The 18,092-nt window shown below is 27.3% G+C and carries 13 protein-coding genes, 2 tRNA genes and 1 other RNA gene; 12 read left to right on the forward strand and 4 right to left on the reverse strand.

Translation table 4 applies throughout. From position 1 onward, the window contains the following. Nucleotides 1-424 precede the first annotated feature (424 nt). Both T386_RS0102710 and T386_RS0102720 read left to right on the forward strand, forming a co-directional pair. Complete coding sequence (locus T386_RS0102710) at nucleotides 425-1,456, forward strand: ribonuclease III domain-containing protein (RefSeq protein WP_029513621.1); 1,032 nt, start codon at nucleotides 425-427, stop codon at nucleotides 1,454-1,456. 264 nt (nucleotides 1,457-1,720) lie between these two features. After that, entirely contained in the window at nucleotides 1,721-2,146 is a 426-nt protein-coding gene (locus T386_RS0102720; protein ID WP_156935934.1) for a hypothetical protein, read from the forward strand. A 203-nt stretch (nucleotides 2,147-2,349) separates the two neighbouring features. On the opposite strand, the gene T386_RS0102725 is transcribed toward T386_RS0102720, so the two are convergent. From T386_RS0102725 to T386_RS0102735, 3 genes are all read right to left on the reverse strand, one after another. Next, the gene (locus T386_RS0102725; protein ID WP_029513623.1) at nucleotides 2,350-4,746 is read right to left on the reverse strand and encodes a hypothetical protein; all 2,397 of its coding nucleotides are present in this window, start codon (nucleotides 4,744-4,746) and stop codon (nucleotides 2,350-2,352) included. Between the two features lie 23 nt (nucleotides 4,747-4,769). Next, nucleotides 4,770-5,483: a hypothetical protein gene (locus T386_RS0102730; protein ID WP_029513624.1), complete on the reverse strand. Its 714-nt coding sequence runs from the start codon at nucleotides 5,481-5,483 to the stop codon at nucleotides 4,770-4,772. Nucleotides 5,484-5,551: 68 nt separating this feature from the next. Next, on the reverse strand, nucleotides 5,552-6,685 hold the full coding sequence (locus T386_RS0102735) for a hypothetical protein (protein ID WP_051622787.1): 1,134 nt from the start codon (nucleotides 6,683-6,685) through the stop codon (nucleotides 5,552-5,554). 251 nt (nucleotides 6,686-6,936) lie between these two features. Here T386_RS0102735 and T386_RS0102740 point away from each other — a divergent pair, with 251 nt between their 5' ends. The 10 genes from T386_RS0102740 (at nucleotide 6,937) to T386_RS0102780 (ending at nucleotide 15,765) form a co-directional block, all read left to right on the forward strand. Further along, complete coding sequence (locus T386_RS0102740; RefSeq protein WP_029513626.1) at nucleotides 6,937-8,124, forward strand: phosphopentomutase; 1,188 nt, start codon at nucleotides 6,937-6,939, stop codon at nucleotides 8,122-8,124. Between the two features lie 77 nt (nucleotides 8,125-8,201). Then, on the forward strand, nucleotides 8,202-9,038 hold the full coding sequence (gene whiA, locus T386_RS0102745; protein ID WP_029513627.1) for a DNA-binding protein WhiA: 837 nt from the start codon (nucleotides 8,202-8,204) through the stop codon (nucleotides 9,036-9,038). Between the two features lie 138 nt (nucleotides 9,039-9,176). Next, nucleotides 9,177-10,151, forward strand: a complete 975-nt coding sequence (gene holA, locus T386_RS0102750) for a DNA polymerase III subunit delta (RefSeq protein WP_029513628.1) — start codon at nucleotides 9,177-9,179, stop codon at nucleotides 10,149-10,151. A 2-nt stretch (nucleotides 10,152-10,153) separates the two neighbouring features. Next, nucleotides 10,154-10,431: RNase P RNA component class B (rnpB, locus tag T386_RS04500), an RNA gene on the forward strand. 202 nt (nucleotides 10,432-10,633) lie between these two features. Next, complete coding sequence (gene rplM, locus T386_RS0102755; protein ID WP_029513629.1) at nucleotides 10,634-11,068, forward strand: 50S ribosomal protein L13; 435 nt, start codon at nucleotides 10,634-10,636, stop codon at nucleotides 11,066-11,068. Nucleotide 11,069: 1 nt separating this feature from the next. Continuing rightward, a complete protein-coding gene (rpsI, locus tag T386_RS0102760; protein ID WP_029513630.1) occupies nucleotides 11,070-11,477 on the forward strand; it encodes a 30S ribosomal protein S9 in 408 nt (135 codons plus the stop codon). A gap of 72 nt (nucleotides 11,478-11,549) precedes the next feature. Continuing rightward, a tRNA-Ile gene (locus T386_RS0102765) sits at nucleotides 11,550-11,626 on the forward strand. A 157-nt stretch (nucleotides 11,627-11,783) separates the two neighbouring features. Next, nucleotides 11,784-12,674, forward strand: coding sequence for a UTP--glucose-1-phosphate uridylyltransferase (locus T386_RS0102770; RefSeq protein ID WP_029513631.1), 891 nt, complete (start codon nucleotides 11,784-11,786; stop codon nucleotides 12,672-12,674). Nucleotides 12,675-12,794: 120 nt separating this feature from the next. Continuing rightward, nucleotides 12,795-12,887, forward strand: a tRNA-Ser gene (locus tag T386_RS0102775). A gap of 148 nt (nucleotides 12,888-13,035) precedes the next feature. Then, the gene (locus T386_RS0102780; RefSeq protein ID WP_029513632.1) at nucleotides 13,036-15,765 is read left to right on the forward strand and encodes a cation-translocating P-type ATPase; all 2,730 of its coding nucleotides are present in this window, start codon (nucleotides 13,036-13,038) and stop codon (nucleotides 15,763-15,765) included. A gap of 59 nt (nucleotides 15,766-15,824) precedes the next feature. Here the strand turns inward: T386_RS0102780 and T386_RS04595 are convergent. Then, on the reverse strand, nucleotides 15,825-18,092 hold a 2,268-nt coding region (locus tag T386_RS04595; protein WP_169734048.1), incomplete at its 5' end, for a hypothetical protein.

An 18,092-nucleotide genomic window follows, 5' to 3' on the forward strand; every position in this document is an offset into this window, starting at 1 on the left:
AAAAGGCATGAAAAAGAAAACATCTACTGAACTTATAAAAACCTTATAGCAAATGTAAATTAAATAAATAGTGAAACAATACATAAAGAAGTCTATAAAATAGCATCTTTCTAAAATTTTCTAAATTAAAATAATACAAATTATTGTGTTCTTTGTAAGCGCTATAAATTTTTGAAAATACGAGCGTTTAGCAATATTTGATATAATTTTTATGCATTGAAAAATGCGAAAAGAGTCAGTTAATTGAAATAGTAATTATGAAACATTTATATTTTATCTGAACTACTATTGTGGTGAAGACAAAATCAATTTGATTCATATTTAATATCTTGACTAATTAGACCTAATATGATTACACGCCATAATAGGTATGTTTTTGCTTTTATCAATGCAAAAAATATAATAATTTATTGGAGAAATTTAAATGGAATTCGACGATTTTAAAAATGTCCAAAAAACAATTCGTTATGAATTTAGAAATGAAGATTTGCTTCAACAAGCATTCATTAGAAAAAGCTATTCTCAAGAAAATGGAGGCCAAAATAATGAGGTATTAGAATTTGTCGGCGACAAAGCTCTTGATTTAGTGGTCATTAAAATAATGATGGAAAGATTTGGCCATATTACAAAAGATAAGGAATATAAGGAATTTAAACTTAAAAATCCTAAATCATTCCAAACTAAGCTTAACGAAGGACAATTTACTGATATCAAAAAAGATTTAGTTAAAAAGAGAACATTAGCTAATTGTGTGGATAAATTAGGGTTTCATACTCAGTTAATAATGGGAAAAGGTGATATTAAAGGGAACGTTCAAGAGCAAGATTCAGTTAAGGAAGATTTATTCGAGGCAATTCTTGGAGCGGTTACTATTGATTGTAATTGAGATATCCAAACTATCACCAATGTAGTTATGACAATGATTGATTTTGATGACTACTTCGAGGACATAAATACCGATAGTAGAGATTATGTTCGCAAAGTGCGAGAGTGATCACAAGAACAAGGTTATGGACTTCCTAAATATGAGTATAAATGGATTGATCGCAATAACGCATATTGTTGTGACCTATGAATTGATGATGATAATATTAGAATTCAAGGATGAGGAAAAAGCGAAGTTAGAGCAAGGATGGATGCTGCTAAAAATTACTACCAATGATTGTTGGAAAATGAATACATTATCAATGAATATGAAGATGCTGTTGGAAAAGCCGATTATGAACTATCATTAGCACAAATAAATGAGCTAGTTCAAAAAAGAATGATTAACAAACCTGAATATGAATATGAGTTAGATTATGATGAAAATGGAAATTCTTTGTGGTATTGCACAATATACATTGATGGAATAAGCAAAGATTTCACTTGCTCAGGAAGTAGCAAAAAAGAAGCACAAAAAGAATGTGCTTATACAATGTTGTGTTATCTAATGGATGAAGATATAGATGAATAAATGATGAATGATATTAGCAAAAATAAATGAAAATTTGCTATTAATAGAAAAATGAAGCCTACATTCATCTATCTAATTCTATCTAAATTCCAATTGCAATATAACATTGCAAAATAGGCAATTAAAACGAATTATCACTAATATTTTAAGGTTTTCATATATTTTAATAAGATACAAGTATAAAATAATGCTTACTAAAATTGTCTTATCATACATAAAACCTTAAATTTTAAATAGTGCTATAAGCTGATTGAAAATATGACTATGAATTTTAAAGATTTTCAAATTCTTCATAGTGAAACAATATTGTATTATCAAAAAATAGAACAAAATCTTAAATTAATTTATTCATATATGTCCAAAGTTAATAGTAAAAAACCTGTTAAGGATATAACTAACAGGTCATTAGGGCAGACATTAACTGTAATCAAAGATCTAGATTCCTTAAATCCGAAACAATTATTGTGCCCAAATGATTATATCTTTCTAAGTAAAATATGTGAAAATAGAAATTGGTGAGCTCATAATAATTATTCAGAATTTATAAACATTGAGAATTTTATAAATTCTGTCAAATATCAAAATCAATGTAATCAATTAATAAAACACCATAACAGAGCTAAAAATGCATATGATCTTTTAGAAAAAATTAAACTAAAATTACAAGCAGTACAAAAAAATAAAATATAGATTAACTATAATTAAATAATAATATTATCAAAATTTACAATATGGTTTTTATCCTTATTCAACTGTTTAATAGTGATTTCGATAATATTACAAACAATTTAAAATAAATCAGTTACAAATGGGATTAATGCACCAGGCTTGGTAAATATAGAAAATCAAGGTAATTAGCCTTGATTTTTGCTATTTTAATCCCTTGCTTGTATCTATTTAGCGTCATTAATGATTTTAAAACTGCTTGCTAAACCAGAAATCATTGTTTCTTTAATTTTCCTATTGTAATTATCAATAGATTTAGTAAAAGGAGATAAAATGTATTTTATTTCTTTAAAGAAAATCAGTTTCTCGTCATCAGTTATTATTTTTTGTGTTACTAAACTTTGCAATTCTGTATCTAAATCTTTACCAGAAGGATCAGAATATTTAGAAACAAGGAATTTTTCAGTATCAAATAAAACACTTCAGCCACCAGTTAAGAGAACTATTTTGCCTGCTTTTTTATTGTCATATTCATCTTGTTTTTTGCCGTTACCATGGATTAGATAATCCCATTTCAAATCTTTAAAGTATGAAAGCATATGCAATAAGATTCTTTTTGAAACTTTAACTATTGTTAATGCTTTTTCATCACTAAGAGAATATTTTGCTTTTAATCTATCAAAAGATAAATCTATAACTCTTTCAAAAACATTGTTACTATTGAATAAATTAGTAAATATTGATGTCGCTCATTTACCGACTGTTTCAGCTAAAACTCAATCTCTGGCTAAACTCATTTGATAAAGCAAACCTTTTGAGGTTTTCTTTTCGCTTTTGCCTAATTTAGCAAAAACATCTAAAAGCTCCTTATTCGTGTTAGCAAACATACTATTTAAATGATTATATATATCAATATTCAATTGTTGATTATCTTGTGTGAATTTCATGAATTCACTAATTGATTGATAAGCACACGCCAAAAATGAATCCTCTATTTTTTGAGAGAATATATTATGTTGCTCTTTTATTTTTGCGACAACTTCAGGCTTACATTTAGGATTAACAGTCTTTATTTCATTTTCTATCTTATCAATGTTTGAAATAATATTTTGTCTATAATCTTGATATGATTGGCCTGTTTTATAGCCGTTTATGACAAAATCATGTTGTTGTTTATAAGACTTTTCAATATCATATACATCACTTGCTATTTTAATTTCAAGGTCTTTATGCAAAAATATTGACTTGCCATCAAAACGGTTAGACTCAAGCTTTAATGTAAAAGTTAAAACTTTATTATCTGCATCATATTGTTTAGAAATTTCTGATAATGAAATAAATTTTTGATTCATAACATTATTGTCAAAATCATTTAAAGTTAATGCTTCTTGTTTTTTCATTATTATATCTGCATCATAAGTTTTCAATTTTAATTCTAAATGAGTTGATAAATAATTAAGTCTTTCATTTTCTTTACTTCTAACTAAATCATTAAATTGAATTAGCAATTTATCTATTTCTTCTTTTGTAGAAATAACAACTTTTTTAAGAAATCCTTCTCTTTCATCTTGTGAAATATTATATTTGGCATCATCTGCATCAGAAAAGGAATCTCTAATTGCTTTAAAGACATCATCAGCATAGACTAATTGGCTGAATATTTTATCTAACATTTCAACTGTTTTAGCATTTATAATGTGTTGCTTAATATCTTTGTACTTAGAACCCGATTTACTTTTATCTCATTCAATTGATGTTAGTACCAACGATTTATTGAAACATTCATGTTTTGCTTTATCTAAATTAACTTGATAATCTCTTAAATTTTTAGCATCATTTATGTTTATAAATGATTTCAGTTCTTGCAATAATAATAATTTGTCATCATTGCTTAGAAACAATAACTCTTGCAATTCCTTTTTTATTAATTTTTTAGTTTCGTTAAAATGAAAGAAGTCAAAAGCAACTTTTTGATAGTCATTTTCGTTAATTAAATCAATAAATTTTTGTTTAACAGACTCGATGTATTCTTCTTCAAATTCAACACTAACCTTGATTTTTTCGTTATATATATTCTCTTTATTTTTATTTTTGTGGATTATTAAGTTTAATTTATCGTCAACTTTTTCAACAGTGTCTAAATTGTTAATTATTTCTTTAAATTGTTTCTTTTCATCTTGAGAGATAAATTGCAATTTATCAACTTCAACTCTTGCTATAGCTTTTTTTAACCCCACACCAGAAACTTTCATTGCTCGTTTAATTATTAGGTCAATTTTATCAATATTATTTGATTTTAAAATATCTTTTTTATAGTTATTTTTGGCATCATTAGATAGATTTTTAATATCATCTATTTGACTAAGCGCATTATATCTTTTGATTTCTAATGTGACATCTTGTTCAATTGCATTGAGATTTACCGAATCTATTATATTTGCTATTTTTTCTTTAATTTTTGTACTGTTAAAATCATACTTTTTAAAGTAGATTTCATTATCATTAATACTTTTAAGTATTGTTTTTTTACTCTTTTCAAGACCATCAATTTCACTCAAAAATGAGTTAATTTTGACTATTGGTAAATTTTTAATTTGGTCAATTAAAGTTTGTTTGACATTCAATGAAAATATGTTTAACTCTTGTTTTAGTATTTGTTAATAGCAATTGTTTTTAATTCATTTTCTTTTTCTGCTTGTTTTAAAAGATCTGAAATTTTGTTTATATCTTGTTTTTTTAAAATTTCATTTTTGTAATTGTTTTTTATATTATCTGAAAGATTAGGCATGCTGCTAATCTTGGTTAATGATACATATCTTGTAACTTCTAATGAAACATTTTGTTTGATGTTTGCTAAACTTTGAGTTTCTGCTATATCTGCTATTTTTGATTTAAATGGTGTAATATCAAAATTATATTTTTGAAAATGGCTTTCATTTTCATTAATATTTTTAAGCACAGTTTCCTTGTCAACTTTTATATTATTGACTTCATTTAAAAATGCATCAATATTATCTGGTGCTAAATCCTTAATTTTTTCGGTTAAGATTTGTTTTGCTTTTATTGAAAATATATGTAAATCATACTTTTGTATTTGTTCAATAGCACTTGCTTTTTGTTTATTTTCGTTTGTAGCCCGTTTTAAAAAACCATAAAGTTCATTAATATTATCAGTTTTTATAATCTTATTTTTATAATCATTTTTTGCATTATTTGATAAATTTTCTAACTCACTAATTTTATTTATTACATTACTTTTTTCATCAACTAATCCATTTGTGCACGCGCTAGAAAGGGTTATAGCAGTAATTGGTGCAAATAATGGCAATAATTTTAATATCTTTTTACTTGATTTTCCCATAATTCCTTTCAATTAGCCACATTCTAAAAAAACAAGGAAAATTTGCTCCCTTGTTTTTTATATAAAATTTACTTTAAATTTTCAAGAAGCAAACCAAGGTCTCTCAATCCTTCAATAAATAAATTCACTGAATCAGTAAGAGCTTTTTGTAAAACAGTATAGTATGGTCTGATTGCATCTTTAACATTAGTAATTTCAGCAGCTTCTAAGCCCACTGAATTTAAAACTTTAATAGCTTCCTTTTTTTCAGCGTCTATTACGCTAATTAATTTTTCAAATGTTTTGACATAACCTTCATCTTTTAATTTCGAAAAATCAAATTCTTTTAGTTTATTTGAAATATTTTCAAAAACATTTTTATCACCTACAAATTTATTGTCAACAGCTTTAATTAAATCATCTAACTTAGCAATGTTTTTTGTTTTATCATCGTTTTTTAAAACTGCAAAAATAGATTTAGCATATTTACCAATCTTTTTGCCAATTTCTAAAGCAGTATCAGCAATACCGCCTTTTTCGCTGATTAATTCCTTAATTTTATCAACTGTTAAGTAATCTTTAACTGTTGATAGTCCATCAACAACTTTTGTTCCTTTTGTATACTTTTCTAAGGTTTCTTTTTGAATTTTTGCAATAATGTTTTCTAATAATTTAACACCTAAATTAAAAGCTTCTTTAACATTAGGAATTTCTTTTTCTCCAATAGCAGACTTAATTTTTTCATCATTAATAACTGAATTAAGTATTTCATCTTTTTGCTTAGTTAATTTAGTGTTGTACTCGCTTAGTTTTGTCTTGAAATTGCTTTTAATTGTTTCATCTTTAATTTGATCAATTAAATGATTAATTTCCATTTCTAAGGTTTTTTTGAAACCGGTAATAGTTATTTTTTTAGTTTTACTTTTTAATTTATCAGCATTTTGAATAGCAAATTCATATTCAATACTGTCCATACCTTTAATGGTTATATTTTGATCCACTAAGGTATATTTTTTAGTGTTAAGATTTTGATGTTTTATATCAGTAATCTTAACTTCTTTATTCAATTTTTCATTGGCCTTATCAACACTAACTGTAACAGTGTCAATAACTTTATCAATTTCTTCTTTTGATTCGCTTGGATAGCAAGCTGCACTAATCATAACAGGTGAAAATGCACCAAAAATTAAGCTAGCGCCCAATATAAATTTTTTTGTTTTCATAATTTATCCATTTCCGTTTTTTAATTACTTAAAAAGAGTGAAATTAAAAAGCTAACAAATATCAAAAAATTAATTTTTAATTAATTTAAATAAGTTTAATTATATAAAAATAGCAAATGCGATATAACCCATATGAAAAATTCCACACCATATGCTTTATTCTCGTGGGCTATAATCTAACAAATATCTAATTTTGGAATATAATATTTCCGCATTTTAATATTGATAATTATTTTATTTTAAGGAGATAAATGGCAAAATTTAAAAGAGTAATAATGATAGTAACAGACGGTCTAGGAATAGGCCCTGATAAAGACCAAAAAAGATTTGGTGATGCTGGTGCAAATACACTTTACTCAGCTTCATTAAGCTCTATGTTTTTCATTGATACATGAAAAAAATTAGGCATTGGTAATATAGCTTCAATTGAAGGTAATTATCGTGTTAAAAATCCTCTTGCTTACGTAACAAGAGTTCAAGAAGTTTCTAACGGAAAAGACACATTAACAGGCCACTGAGAAATGATGGGTATTAAAACAGAAACTCCATTTCCTACTTTTACGGAAACAGGTTTTCCAGATGATTTAGTTGCCGAACTTGAAAAGGCTTGTGATGGCAGAAAAATGCTTTACAACAAAGCAGGTTCTGGTACCGATGTGATTAATCAATATGCTGATGAACAAAAGAAAACTGGCAATTTGATTCTTTATACATCAAATGATTCAGTATTGCAAATTGCTGCACATGAAGAATGAATTGGTTTAGATAACTTAGTAAGATATGGTGAAGCAGCTAGAAAAATTTGTTCTTCAAAACCTGAATGAAATGTTGGAAGAATCATTATTCGCCCATTTGTAGGAGCAGATGGTAAATACACTAGAACATTTAACAGACATGACTATGCAAATGCACCACGTCCTAATATCTTAAATGCTATTCAAAAAGCTGGTGTTGAAGTTATAGGTATTGGAAAAATCCGTGATATTTTTGTAGGACAAGGCATTTCTAATTCTATTCATTCTGATGGTGATGCTGACGGAATGGACAAAGCAATCGAATTGGTTGAAAATGAAAGCGAAAACAAATTTATTTTTGTAAACTTAGTTCAATTCGACTCTCATTACGGTCACCGTAGAGATGTTGATGGTTATGCATCAAACATTGCGACATTAGATGCTAAATTGGGCAAACTTATTCAAGCAATGAATAAAGATGATTTATTAATTATCACAAGTGATCATGGAAACGATCCAGCTTATCCAGGTTTCAATCATACTCGTGAATTATTACCACTAACTATTTATTCAAAAATGTTCAAAGAACCAAGAGTATTACCAGATGTTAAAGGTTTAGGTACAGCCGGAAATATAGTGGCTAAAAACTGGGGTGTAGACATTGTTTCTGAAACTGGTGATGATATTTTTGATAAATTAATCTAGTTATTTAATTAATGAAAGCTCAATGTGGCTTTCATTTATTTTTACATTATAATAATTTAGCCTATATAGGATTAGTTATGAACTTCACACAAGAGATAAAAAATGAAATATTACAAAAGAAAAGAAATGCTGAAGATACATTGGAGTTTCTTCGTGGTTTTATTTATTCTAAGGGCATAATTAACAATAAAACAATTCTGCTAAGAATATATAACGAAGAGACCAAAAATGCTATTTTAAAACTATTTAGCAAAATTTCAATTGATGTTAAAGTTAAAAATAAAACTTTATCTTTTGCTTTTGATCTTTTTGATTTAGACGAAAATTTTCAATATCCATCATCGTTTTATCAAGGTGTTTTTATGGGCGGCGGAATAATCAGTAATTTAAATAAATCATCGTATCATTTGCAATTATCTTCTAACTATGAAAAATTTATAGATGTCATAATTAATAAATTAAATGAATATGACTTTAATTTTTTAAAAATAAAACACAATCAAAAATTCGTTGCATATATTAAAAAACATGAAAAAATAAGTGATTTTCTTAAAGCAATATCAGTAACCACCTCTTTTTTTAACTTTATTGATAATACAATCAGTCGTGATTTTTATAACAATAACAATAGACTTAAAAATATTGATGCTTCAAATGTTATAAAAACATTATCTGCTAATCAAAGATATATAAATAGTATAAACTACGTCTTAAATAATCGGTTAGAATTTTTATTTAGTGATATGCAAATTAAATTGTTTGCTATTATAGTTGAACACCCTAAAAATAATTTAAATGATTTGGTTAAAAAATTTAATGAAACGACAGGCAAAAAAATGACAAAAAGTGGAATATATCATTGATTAAAAAAATTAGATTATGTTGTAAATGATCATAAAAATAAGGTTAAGTAATTTTTTGATTTAACTGTTTTATAGGTTAATATGGACAAATAAAAATGATGGTTAAATCCTTCTTTGCCTTAAAAATCTGCTAATTAATTTACTATTATAATTATTGAAATTTTAAACTTATTAATTATAATAACTACTATGTACTTTATATATGGTAATGAAAAGTTTTTTATTGAACAAGAAATAAATAAGATTAAAAGAAACAATAGTGATAAAACTATTGAAGTTTTTTCTTTCACTAATGAAAATATAATTGATCCATTGATATCATTATTAAATTCACAGGACTTATTTAATAGAAAGAAATTATTTTTAATTTACAATTTGCCTTTTTTTGATAGGAAACTTTCAGCAAATGACTCAGCAATCGTTAATCAAATTATTGAAGCAATTAATGTAAATCAATATGATGAATTTGTGTTTGTAAATGAAAATATAGTTGATAAAAATAAAATTGTTAAAAATGAATTGTCAAATTTTTTATTTAATAATTCAAAATTCCAAACAATTATGATTGAGGCAAGCGAAGTTAGTTCTAATGAAATTAATAAGACTATTAAAATGATTGCTAAAAAACACAATGTAAATATTGATGAAGAAGCAATTAGGCTGCTAGCATCTAAAACTTCAAATGATATTATGCTGCTTGACCAAGAAATTAAAAAATTATCTAATGAAACCAGTCAAATTTCAGCAAATATAGTTGATATAAGTGTTGATGACTTGCTCACCGAAGATGCTTTTGGTTTCGTAAATTCTTTTGAAACAAATGACTTAGGCATAATTTGAAATAAATATAAACAAAAAATAATTGAGGGTTTTGATGTCAGCACGCTTATTGGTCAAATTAGTCAAATTCTCATTTTGGCGCATCAAATATATGCTTATAAAGTTGTTGGCAAAAGCCTTGATTTATTATCAAAGGATTTGAATATAAATAGTTATAGAATTAAGAAAATCAGTTTTTTCTTAAACAAAACAGGTATTAAAAAAATTAAAAAGATGATAAATTCATTATCATCACTAGATCAAGATATCAAAGCAGGCAAAATTAATGCTGAAATTGGCTTTGAAAGATTTTTAATTAAATTTTTCGCTTATATGTATAATTAATTAGCATCGGCTAACAGCTGCTTTATTAGTAGAGGAAAGTCCACGCTAGCACAATCTGCGATGATTGTAGTGTTCATGCTGATTCTAATAAAATCAGGCTTAGACGACTAGTGCCACAGAGACGAGAATTGTGAAACGCGGTAAACTTCCATGAGCTAGAAACCCAAATTTTGGTAGGGGAACTTTTAATGGGAGAAATGAATCCTATTAAAGAATCAATTTTTATTGATTAGATAAATTGTTAGCACCTTAAATAAGGAACAGAACGTGGCTTATAGATGCAAAAATACTTGCGCGAGCAAGGATTTTTTATAAATTTATATATTATATATATTGCAATATGCATAAAAAATGCAGTTTTTTATTATGTAAAATTAGCATAAAAATGTTTTGTTTTTTATTATGCTAAAAAAATATTTTATATATAATACAAAAGCTATTTATTTATTGCGTATAAATGTTAATAGAAAAGGAGAGTTCATATGAGACAAACTACAATTGTTAATCGTGCAAAAGCAAATAAAAAATGATATGTTGTTGATGCATCTAATCAAGTTGTTGGTCGCTTAGCTTCTTTTGTTGCTTCAGCTTTAAGAGGTAAAAATAAACCTACATTTACTCCTAATGCTGATATGGGTGATTACATAATAGTAATTAATGCTGAAAAAGCTGTTTTAACTGCTAAAAAAGAAGAAAATAAAATTTACTATCATCACACAGGCTACCCAGGTGGTTTAAGAAGTATCACAGCAGCTAAATTAAGAGCTAAAAAACCTACTGCTATTGTTGAAAAAGCAATTTTTGGTATGCTTCCACATACAAAATTAGGAAACAAACAACGTAAAAATCTTTTTGTGGTTGCTGGCCCAGAACATAAATATTCAGCACAAAAACCAGAAAGTTTAGAGGTGAGATAATATGGCAAAAACTAAAAAAGAAATTGTTGAATATCGTGGATTAGGACGTCGTAAGTCTTCAACTGCTAGAGTTATTCTTCGTCCAGGTAGTGGTAAATTCACTATTAATAACAGAGAAGCAAAAGATTACTTACTTTCAGACCTTCACATTCAAGATGCTGAACAACCCTTAGTTTTAACAGAAACAAAAGGTCAATTTGATATTTTAGTAAATGTTCGTGGTGGTGGTCTTAAAGGCCAAGCTGGTGCAATTAGATTAGGTATTGCAAGAGCATTATTATTAGCAAGTGATACATATAGAGCTAAGTTGAAACCTGCAGGTATGCTAACTCGTGATGCGCGTGTTGTTGAACGTAAAAAACCTGGTCTCAACAAAGCTCGTAGGGCACGTCAATTCTCAAAACGTTAATTTTTATTCGCAATATAATATCATTAACTTTTTATTATTTCGCTTTATATAATAATTAAGCGATTTATATATGCGAGCGTAGCTCAGCTGGTTAGAGCACACGACTGATAATCGTGAGGTCGATGGTTCAAGTCCATTCGTTCGCACCATTTGGTAAATATAAATTATCATCATTAAGTCTTGTTAATTTTTAGCAAGGCTTTTTTTCTTTTTTACATTATTAAACAGCAATATTCAACAAATACAAGGCATCCATAAGCTTAATAATTTTCAAAAAGTCTATAAATTTTATATAATAAAATCATTATGACAAAAGATATCAAAAAAGTTAAAAAATTAATTATTCCCGCTGCTGGATGAGGCACAAGATTTTTACCTATGACTAAAATAGTACATAAGGAATTAGTTCCCATTTTAGATACGCCATTAATCAATTACTTAGTTGATGAAGCAGTGAATTCGGGTATAGAAGAAATTTATATTGTAATAAGCAAGAGAAAAAAAGACATTCTTAAATTCTTTGAAGTTAATGAACCGCTTGAAGCAGAATTAAATGAAAAAGGTAAGATTGAACTGCTTAAAAAAGTTAAAGCAACAAACAGATCAAATTTAATCAAAATTGTATTCCAAGAGTCTCAAAATGGCCTTGGACATGCTTTAGCTTGTGCTAAGGAAGTAATTGGCAATGAACCATTTGCTATAATTCTAGGCGATGATTTGATAAAGTCGCAAATTCCTGCAACAAAACAATTAATTGATTTTTACAATAAAACAGGCGCTAACATTTTAGGCGTGCAAACAATAGCCAATGAGTATGTAAGCAAATATGGAATTGTTCATCCTATTAATCAAAATGAAAAAAATAATAAATATTTTAAAATCGACGGAGCAGTTGAAAAGCCAACATTAGATAAAGCTCCAAGCAATAAAGCTATTCTTGGAAGATATGTATTCAATCCTGAAATTTTAGATATTTTATTGAAAATAAAATATGATGGAAAAAACGAAATTCAAGTAGTTGATGCTTTCAATGAATTAATGACTTTGCATAATCAAGATATATATGCTTTTGAATTTGAAGGCACTAGATACGACTTAGGCTCTATCGAAGGATTTGTAAAAGCTAATATTGATTATGCCTTAGAAAATAAAGATATTAAAAACAAAATAAAAGAACACATTATTAGCAAAATTTAAAATAGTTTTATAAATTAAAATCTGAAACCTATTAGGTTTCTTTTTTTAGCAAAAAATGCACCACATATTTAATTGTCAAAAATCAACAATTTGGTATAATGAAAAAGCAAATTTGATGTTGGGGAAGTACTCAAGTTGGTGAAGAGGACGCATTGCTAACGCGTTAGGGGTGATAAAACACCCGCGGAGGTTCGAACCCTCTCTTCCCCGCCATTTTTTTATTTCTTTTTATGTAATCAACTATAAATAATATTGCTACTAAAATAAATAAACAAATTTCTTTGTTTATTTTTATTTTGGAACTTTTAATGTATTATTTTTGTTAATAATTAATATATTAATTATTAAGGAGAATAGATAAATGACTTTCGATGAAGCACAAAAATTCAATGGTTTAACTGGTGATCAAGCCCACCAGAGTACACTTAAATATGGTGAAAATACATTAATAAAAAGAAAAAAATTAAACCCTTTTATTGTTTATTTAAAACAGTTTTTAGATCCTATGGTCATTTTATTGCTTTGCGCTGCAATTATTAGCTTTAGCTTAGCAATATTTGAGCACATACAAAATAAGGCAGTGAATAATCAAATTATTATAGGTTATGTAGAGCCATGTATTATCCTACTTGTTATATTATTAAATGGAGCTCTTGGAGCATATCAAGAAATTAAAAGTGACCAAGCTGTAAGAGCTCTTGAAAACAAAACTATTGCTAATGCGACAGTTATAAGAGATAATGTAGTCAAGGTGATACCAGCGAATAAATTAGTTGTTGGTGATTTAGTTTTATTAGCTGCTGGTGACATTATTAATGCTGATGGTAGGCTTGTAAGTGCTTCTAATTTTAATGTCATTGAATCTAGTTTAACAGGCGAAAGCATTTCAGTTGAAAAAAATGTCAATTGAGATGCTATAGATGATAAAACGCTAGCAAACAATAATCACCTTGTATACTCAGGCACATACGTATCTAATGGTAAAGCAACATATATAGTTGAAGCCATTGGGCAAAATACACAAATAGGTAAGATCAATTCAATGATTCAAAGTCAAAAGAAAATTGAAACACCATTACAAATAAAATTAAATAAATTAAGCAAAATCTTTGGTTATGCTGGCATAATTTTATTATTTATTAGTTTTATAATGCAAGTCTTGCTAAATAATATTGCCTCAAAAATATGAACCAATCATGATGTTTATACAAATGCGCTAGTAACAGGTATTTCACTCGCAGTAGCTGCTATACCTGAAGGTTTAATAGCTTTTACAACTGTTATTTTATCTATTGGTGTGTCGAAAATCAGCAAAGAAAATGGTTTAGTTAAAAATCTTTTAGCAGTTGAAACGCTGGGATCAGCTAATATTATATGTAGCGATAAAACTGGAACACTAACTGAAAATAAAATGACAGTAGTTGATGCCTATACAGCTAACAATAAAAAATTAATTGAAATTAAAGATGATGATAAAAGCCTGCTAGATTTAATTAAGATTTCTTGCTATTGCAATGATGCTCATATAACAGTTGAAAATGGCGCTTTTAAAGAAGTAGGAGATCCTACTGAAACAGGACTTTTAAGATTTGGTCTTAAATATAATATAGCCAAAAGTGAATTGCTAGCAAATCATAATATTCTTAGTTCATTGCCTTTTGATAGCAACAGAAAAATGATGTCGGTGCTAATTCAGGATAAAGACAATAAATTACTTATGTTCACCAAAGGCGCTCCTGACGTAATTATTAGCAAATGTAATAATATTGATAAAAAAGCAATTATGGATATTAACAATCAGTGAGCTTCTCAATCTTATAGAGTGTTAGCATTTGCTAAAAAAGAAGTTAAAAATAAAGATATAAATTTTGATGACGAAAATGATTTAACCTTTGTTGGTTTGATCGCTATGATTGATCCACCAAGAGCTAATGTAGCCGAAAGTATAAATCAAGCCAAAAAAGCTGGAATTAAAACAGTTATGATAACTGGCGATAATTTAATTACAGCTAAAGCTATCGCATCTTCATTAGGAATTTATGACTCTCAAGGTGATGACATATGCATTGATGGTTCAACTCTTAAAGATTGAGATGATGAAAAATTAAAAGCAAATGTCCAAAAAATTGCAGTTTATGCTCGCGTCAATCCAGAAGATAAACTAAGAATAGTCAAAGCATGACAATCATATGATAAAGTTGTTGCTATGACCGGCGATGGTGTAAATGATGCACCTGCCTTAAAGGCTAGTGATATTGGATGCGCTATGGGGATTACAGGCACCGATGTGTCTAAGCAATCTGCTGATTTAATTCTAACTGATGACAATTTCAATACAATTGTTAAATCAATCAAAAATGGGCGCTTAATATATGACAAAATAAAAATCATTATTATGAATCTTCTTGTTTCATCAGTAACAGAAGTATTTGTAATGCTAATTGGTTTAATAGCTTTCTATTTTGCTTTTAAATCATATTTTACAAATAGTGAATTTTATGTGTTTAGTGCTTCACAATTACTATGAATTAACTTATTAACACATGGCTTGCCAGCTATTGCCTTAGGGCTAATCGATTCAGGCAAAGATGTAATGAACAGAAAGCCATTTTCTAAAAAGGAAAGCCTTTTCGCTCGTGGTATGGGACTGGAATTACTATGACAGTCACTTGTCATTAGTTTGGTTTCATTATTATCATATTCTGGTGGTGCTCTTTATGCCATTCATTATAACAATGGCACTGACTTATTAGCAATTGCTTCTTCTTGCGCATTTATAACAATGGGTATAGCAACATCAATAAATAGTATCAATTTAATTAATGATAAGTCTATTTTTAAAAATAGTATTAAAAAATATTGGCTAGTTTTTGTGGCTGTTTCATTTTCAACTGTTTCAATATTAATAGTTGCTTTTGTACCTGCTATAGCTAATGTATTTAAAATGATTCCTTATATATTAAGTTTTCATAATGGTATTTTATTATCGTGGTCTATTCCGTTAGCATTTATTAATACTATTTGTTTTGAAGCTAAAAAAATATTTACTAATCTTTTACCAAAAAGACCGCAAAATTTAAATATTGCTTAATATACTATTTGTGGCTACATATAAAACAAAAAAATAGGCAATGCCTATTTTTTATTTTTTTAGCTTTTAAAGCTTGTAATTGATTGCGTCTCAATTTCTCTTGTGTATGATTTGTATTTTAATACAATTTTGGTTATTTTGGCAGTATTATTTGCTATATCTTTAACTAATTGGGCACCTGCAACATCAATTGTAATTTCTGTAGGAATATTCTTCTTACCCAAACCTTTTCCATATGTTTTAGGCAACATAATATCTATGTCATTTATTGTTACATCATTTAATGAAAAGTCAGCAGAAGTCTTACTATTTTTAAATTGATACAATGCATGTGGTATGCGTGTAGCAAACACTTTAAAAATATTAAATTCTTGATATATTGGATAAAATACGTTATAAAATTGGGCATTTGCTATAACATATTGATTTATTTCACCTAATTTCAAAGAATCTTCCGTTTCTCATTCAAAGGTCTGCTTTGCATTTTTGACTACTTCTATTTGATTATTGAATTGCTCAAATACACCTTTCAATTCATGCGATGTAATAGCATCGTTATAAACATTAAGCATAGTTTCATAGTTTCTGTTAATCTTTTTAATGATTGAATCAAATTCAGTTTTTATGCTATTTATTTGAATATTCAAGGTTTCAATTTTTTGATTGTATCACGCATTATCTTTAATAACCGCTGTATCATTTCACTCTTGTGAAATTTTATCAATTTCGGTTCTGAATTGGAGACATATATCTTTGAAGTTATAAAGAATATCTGATCGTTTAACAGCTTTTTGAGACTCATTTTCAATAGTTTTATATTGATTATCATCAAGTATAATCATTGATTGATTGAATAGAAAATTATACTTTACTGATTTATTATTTTCTTCATATTTCTTATATTCTGCCAATCAAGTTTTATAACCACTTTCAAGTTGCTTTTTCATTTCTTCCAATTCAGCACTAGTTACATTAGGAGAAAGTGATTTGGCTGGAATATCTGAATTTAACTCTAAAAAATCTTTATAGAATTGTTCATTATTTAAATCTGGATAAATAGTATAAGCACGCCCTATAACAACAAGAAAGTCTTCTGACATAACATGAATTTCCTTGCTTATTTTCTCAACATTTTTAAAGTTATCTATAAGCATTTTAAATTCAGGATTTTCAAGAATTTCATTTGCATTATTTATATATGTTTCAATTTTGGCATTTAGTTCTTTATAATTTTTATTACTATTAACATATGCGTCTTTATTAGCTAAAAAGTCATTGTAATTTGCTATAAAAGCATTTTTTCAAGCTATATATTTTGGATCATTTTGGTATTTTTCATCAAAAGCACCAGTGAAAGGCAATCTTTTATTATTTGGATTATAGAAATTTTCAAAATATGTTCACGTTGCCTTAGCAGCATTTAATAGTGATCTTTCAACAGTTTGATTAAATTTATCAATGGTTTCTTGTTTCACTTCTAAATTTGTTTGCAGTCTTTTTTCCAGTTTGCTAATTTCTGTTTTAATCATAGTAATTGCTGAACCATAAGGGGCAAATTTTAACTTTTTAGGATCTACTGAATGATCATAAAGCTCTTCAATCTCAACTTTTACAGCTTCAATTCTTTCTGCTAGTATTTTAGAAGCATCGATAAATGGCGCCATTTTATTATTAATAATTTTAGCGTGTTCTTTTAAATCATTTCATGCTTTTGTTAAATCATCAACGTTAGCAGAAGTGTCAGCACCTATTTTTTTCACCTTAGCAATAAGATTGCTGTGTTCATTTTTATCATTAACTAATGATGGGAATAATTTTAGACTTTCAACAACCTGATCGTGAAGCCCTAAATTAGCGTCAATATCTTTATAAAGTTTTTCATTAGTATCAAAAGTATTGTTTAAGGCAATAATTTCAGCATTTACTTCATCGATTGTAGATGCAGAATTATCAACTAATGATTGTGCATTAGCTAAAGCTTTTTTAACTTGTTCTTTAATTAACACAAGGTTAGGATTAGCAAAATCATTTAATTTATTATTAATTTCATTAATTTTAGCTTGTAATTTTTCTTTTGCTTCATTAAGAGCTGGTTCAGCAGGTTTATTTGGATTAGATGCTTTAATTTTTTCGTTAATTGTTTTAGCCAATTCATCTAAAGTTTTCTTAGCTGTTTTGAATTCATCAATATCACTAGTGGTTTGAGAACCTAATGCATTTAACTTATCATAGGCATTTTGAAAATTTTGACCATCAGCAGAATTTTTTAAAGTTGGATCTTTATCTAATTCAGCTGACAATTGTTTAGCATCTTCCATGCTTTTATT

The organism is Mycoplasmopsis primatum ATCC 25948, from assembly GCF_000702785.1.
In the GTDB taxonomy this organism is placed as follows: domain Bacteria; phylum Bacillota_I; class Bacilli_A; order Mycoplasmatales; family Metamycoplasmataceae; genus Mycoplasmopsis; species Mycoplasmopsis primatum.